The organism is Pseudomonas sp. Sample_16, assembly GCF_004307665.1.
Classification (GTDB): Bacteria; Pseudomonadota; Gammaproteobacteria; order Pseudomonadales; family Pseudomonadaceae; genus Aquipseudomonas.
Map to the genome: position 1 here is coordinate 1 of NZ_RCOB01000005.1, position 5,235 is coordinate 5,235.

2 protein-coding genes and 1 pseudogene are annotated in these 5,235 nt (G+C 59.9%); all 3 read left to right on the plus strand.

Features of this window, described 5'->3' with window-relative positions; translation table 11 throughout:
• Positions 1-1,995 (plus strand): annotated as a pseudogene (gene emhB, locus D8U69_RS00430) (efflux RND transporter permease subunit EmhB); the annotation flags it as partial.
• Complete coding sequence (gene emhC, locus D8U69_RS00435) at positions 1,995-3,455, plus strand: efflux RND transporter outer membrane subunit EmhC (protein ID WP_056856093.1); 1,461 nt, start codon at positions 1,995-1,997, stop codon at positions 3,453-3,455. The pseudogene emhB and the gene emhC, both read left to right, overlap by 1 nt.
• Before the next feature lie 429 nt (positions 3,456-3,884).
• The gene (locus D8U69_RS00440) at positions 3,885-5,144 is read left to right on the plus strand and encodes an OprD family porin (RefSeq protein WP_130906439.1); all 1,260 of its coding nucleotides are present in this window, start codon (positions 3,885-3,887) and stop codon (positions 5,142-5,144) included.
• Positions 5,145-5,235: the final 91 nt, after the last annotated feature.

Genomic DNA, 5,235 nt, shown 5'->3' on the forward strand with positions numbered 1-5,235 from the left:
ATCAACACCCTGACCATGTTCGGTATGGTGCTGGCCATCGGCTTGCTGGTGGACGATGCCATCGTCGTGGTGGAAAACGTCGAACGGGTAATGAGCGAAGAAGGCCTGTCGCCCAAGGAAGCCACCAAGAAATCCATGGGGCAGATCCAGGGCGCCCTGGTGGGTATCGCCCTGGTACTGTCGGCGGTACTGCTGCCGATGGCGTTCTTCAGCGGTTCCACCGGTGTGATCTACAAGCAGTTCTCGATCACCATCGTCTCGGCCATGGCCCTGTCGGTACTGGTTGCACTGATTTTCACTCCGGCGCTCTGCGCCACCATGCTCAAGCCGATTCGCAAAGGCGAGCATCACACGCCCAAACGCGGCTTCTTCGGCTGGTTCAACCGCAACTTCGACCGTGGCGTCAAAAGCTACGAGCGCGGCGTGGGCAACATGCTTACGCACAAGGCGCCGTATCTGCTGGCGTACCTGATCATCGTCGTCGGCATGATCTGGCTGTTCACCCGCATTCCAACGGCATTTCTGCCTGAAGAAGACCAAGGCGTATTGTTCGCCCAGGTACAGACACCGGCCGGTTCGACCTCCCAGCGTACCCAAGTGGTCGTGGACCAAATGCGCGAATTCCTGCTGCGCCCGAGCAAGGACGGCGGTGAAGGCGATGCGGTGAACTCGGTGTTTACCGTGACCGGCTTCAACTTCGCCGGCCGTGGCCAAAGCTCCGGTATGGCGTTCATCATGCTCCGCCCTTGGGACGAGCGTAACGCCGACAACAGCGTGTTCAAGGTGGCGGCCCGTGCCCAACAGCACTTCTTCACCTTCCGTGACGCGATGGTGTTTGCCTTCGCCCCGCCAGCGGTACTTGAATTGGGTAACGCCACCGGTTTCGACGTGTTCCTGCAGGACCGCGCCGGTATCGGTCACGAAAAATTGATGGAAGCGCGCAACCAGTTCCTCGGTATGGCGGCGCAAAGCAAGATTCTGACTCAGGTCCGTCCGAACGGCCTGAACGATGAGCCGCAATACCAGCTGGAAATCGATGACGAGAAGGCCAGTGCCCTGGGCATTACCATCGCGGACATCAACAACACGCTGTCGATCGCCCTGGGTAGTAGCTACGTCAACGACTTCATCGACCGCGGTCGAGTGAAGAAGGTTTACGTGCAAGGCCAGCCGGGCGCGCGCATGAGCCCCGAAGACCTGAAGAAGTGGTACGTACGCAACAGCGTAGGCACCATGGTTCCGTTCTCGGCGTTCGCCAAGGGCGAATGGATCTACGGTTCGCCGAAACTGGCCCGTTACAACGGTGTGGAAGCGATGGAAATCCTCGGTGCCCCGGCTCCGGGTTACTCCACCGGTGAAGCCATGGCCGAAGTCGAAGCCATCGCCAAGAAACTGCCGGCCGGTGTCGGTATTTCCTGGACCGGCCTGTCGTACGAGGAACGTTTGTCCGGCTCGCAAGCGCCAGCGCTGTACGCCCTGTCGCTGCTGATGGTGTTCCTGTGTCTGGCGGCGTTGTATGAAAGCTGGTCGATTCCGATCGCGGTGATGCTGGTGGTGCCGCTGGGGATCATCGGTGCGCTGATGGCCACCAGCCTGCGCGGCTTGTCCAACGACGTGTACTTCCAGGTGGGCTTGTTGACGACCATCGGTCTGGCGGCGAAAAACGCCATTCTGATCGTCGAATTCGCCAAGGAACTGCACGAACAGGGACGCAGCCTGCGCGAGGCGGCTATCGAAGCCTGCCGGATGCGTCTGCGACCGATCATCATGACCTCGCTCGCCTTCGTTCTTGGTGTAGTCCCCCTGGCGATCTCCACGGGCGCAGGCTCGGGTAGCCAGCATGCCATCGGTACCGGGGTGATTGGCGGTATGATCACCGCAACCGTACTGGCGATCTTCTGGGTCCCACTGTTCTTCGTCACTGTGTCGGCTATGGGTCAGCGTAAAAACGTCGACGAGCAAGACGCACCTGAAACTCCTAAAGAGGCTGGCTAATGAGCAAGTCGCTACTCTCCCTGGCAGTCGCCGCCTTCGTGCTCGGTGGCTGCTCGCTGATACCTGATTATCAGCAACCGGATGCTCCGGTGGCGGGCCAATACCCTCAAGGGCCGGCGTATTCGCCGGCCCAGGCACCGGCACAGGCCGCTGCCGAGCAGGGCTGGAAGCAGTTTTTCCGTGACCCGGCATTGCAGCAATTGATTCAGGTTTCTCTGGAAAACAACCGTGACCTGCGTGTCGCGGCGCTGAACATCGACGCGTTTGCGGCTCAATACCGCATCTCCCGCGCCGACCTGTTCCCGGCTGTGTCGGCCAATGGCACCGGCAACCGTCAGCGGCTTCCGGCCGATGCATCGCAGACCGGTGAAGCGGGCATCAGCAGTTCCTACTCGGCCACCGTCGGCATCAGCGCCTATGAACTCGACCTGTTTGGCCGTATTCGCAGCCTGAACGAAGAAGCGCTGCAGCGTTACTTCGCAACTGAAGAAGGCCGTCGCAGTACACAGATCAGCCTGGTGGCCAGCGTGGCCAATGCCTATCTGACCTGGCAGGCCGACAAGGAACTGCTCAAAGTCACCCAGGACACCCTCGCCGCGTTCGAGGAGAGCTACAAACTCACCGCGCGCAGCAATGAAGTGGGGGTCGCTTCGGCGCTGGACCTGGCGCAGTCGCGGACTTCGGTGGAGAACGCCCGTGCGCAATTGGCCCGTTACACGCGCCAGGTCGCCCAGGATGAAAACAGCCTGGTACTGCTGCTCGGCACCGGCATTCCAGCCAACCTGCCAGCGGCCAAACCGTTGAATGAGGACCTGTTGGCCGAAGTACCGGCCGGCCTGCCGTCGGACCTGCTGCAACGTCGTCCGGACATCCTCCAGGCCGAATACAACCTGAAAGCGGCCAACGCCAACATTGGCGCCGCACGCGCAGCGTTCTTTCCGAGCATCAGCCTGACCGCCAACGCCGGGACCCTGAGCCCGGACCTGTCCGGTCTGTTCAAGGGCGGCTCGGGCACCTGGCTGTTCCAGCCGCAGATCAATCTGCCGATCTTCAATGCCGGCAGCCTGCGTGCCAGTCTGGACTACTCGAAAATCCAGAAAGACATCGGCGTGGCGAACTACGAGAAGTCCATTCAAACGGCCTTCCAGGAAGTCGCCGACGGTTTGGCCGCACGCGGCACCTACACCGACCAGGTACAGGCGCAGCGTAATCTGGTCAGTGCCAACCAGGACTACTACCGTCTGGCCGAGCGGCGTTATCGCATCGGCGTCGACAGCAACCTGACGTTCCTCGATGCTCAGCGTCAGCTGTTCAACTCTGAACAGTCACTGATTACCGATCGGCTGGCGCAGCTGATCAGCCAGGTCAACCTGTACAAGGCCCTGGGCGGTGGCTGGAACGAACAGACGGCGAAGAACGAGCCGTTGAAAGAAGAAGCGCCGAAGTTGAAGTTGTTCTGATAGCGCTGTGAAAACACCAAGCCCACCGATTGGTGGGCTTTTTGTTGGCAGCGGGAAAGGTTGTGCTGACTTCATCGCTGGCAAGCCGGCTTCCACCTTGTGCGTCCCGTGCACAATTTTTGTGGGCGACCATGACCTTGTGGGAGCTGGCTTGCCAGCGATAAGGACTGCAAAAAAAATACAAAAACGACTGTTAATCTTATGTTCGATTATCGCCCAGAACCTGCTTTCCAAGATTGAACCACCCAGTACATTCCCCGCACCATCCGAGCCACAAAACCAATAACAACAGGTTCGATGCCATGCCCCCGCGCCCTGTCCCGTCCGGCTGATCCCGGTTCGTTCGCCCCTGATTTGCACTATTCGTCTGCAACCCCTGGTTGCGGCATCACACCCGCTTTGTCTACAAAAATTAGAGAGCCCCAGCCCATGACCTCTTCCACCGCGCAGTACTTCGTTCCCAGCCTGATCGCCGCCGCCCTCGCCAGTGCCGCCCTGCCCGCCTGCGCCGAAGAAGCGGGGTTTGTCGAAGGCGCCAAGGTCAACCTGAACCTGCGCAACTTCTACATCAACCGTAACTTCACCAACCCGACCAAGGCTCAAGGCAAGGCTGAAGAATGGACGCAAAGTTTCATTCTCGACGCCAAGTCCGGGTTCACCCAAGGCACCGTCGGGTTTGGCATGGATGTGCTGGGGTTGTACTCGGTGAAGCTCGATGGCGGCAAAGGCACTGGCGGTACGCAACTGCTGCCGCTGGACAGCGACGGTCGCCCGGCGGACAACTTCGGCCGCACCAACGTCGCATTCAAGGCCAAGCTGTCGCAGACCGAAGTCAAGGTAGGCGAATGGATGCCGGTATTGCCGATCCTGCGTTCGGACGATGGGCGTTCGCTGCCGCAAACCTTCCGTGGCGGTCAGATCACGTCGAAGGAGATCAATGGCCTGACACTCTACGGCGGCCAGTTCCGCCAGAACAGCCCCCGCGATGACAGCAGCATGGACGACATGTCGATGACCGGCAAAGCGGCGTTCACCTCCGACCGCTTCAACTTCCAGGGTGGCGAATACCTGTTCAATGAAAAACGCACGCAGATCGGTCTGTGGAACGCCGAACTCAAGGATATCTACAGCCAGCAGTTCATCAACCTGACCCACAGCCAACCGTTGGGTGATTGGACGCTGGGCGCCAACCTCGGGTTCTTCCATGGCAAGGACGATGGCAGTGCACGGGCCGGCGAGCTGGACAACAAAACAATGTACGGCCTGCTCTCAGCCAAGTACGGCGGCCACACCTTCTACGTCGGCCTGCAAAAACTCACGGGTGACAGTCCCTGGATGCGAGTCAACGGCACCAGCGGCGGGACCCTGGCCAACGACAGCTACAACTCCAGCTATGACAATGCTCGGGAAAGATCCTGGCAGGTGCGCCACGATTACAACTTCGTTGCTCTCGGCGTCCCGGGCTTGACGTTGATGAACCGCTACATCAGCGGCGACAACGTGCACACCGGCACGGTCACCGATGGCAAGGAATGGGGTCGTGAAAGTGAACTGGGCTACACCGTGCAAAGCGGCGCACTGAAAGACCTGAACCTGAAATGGCGCAACTCGACCATGCGCCGGGATTACAGCAACAACGAGTTCGATGAAAACCGCCTGATCGTCAGCTATCCGATCAGCCTGCTCTAAACCTCATCACCGATCGTTCCCATGCTCTGCGTGGGAATGCAGCCAGGGACGCTCCGCGTCCCGTCCAAAGCCGAACGCGGAGCGTCCGTTG

What these genes read in the sequence shown, in the direction of transcription:
- emhC (WP_056856093.1), top strand. Translation starts at nt 1,995, where the DNA reads ATGAGCAAGTCGCTACTCTCCCTGGCAGTCGCCGCCTTCGTGCTCGGT.
- D8U69_RS00440 (WP_130906439.1), top strand. Translation starts at nt 3,885, where the DNA reads ATGACCTCTTCCACCGCGCAGTACTTCGTTCCCAGCCTGATCGCCGCC.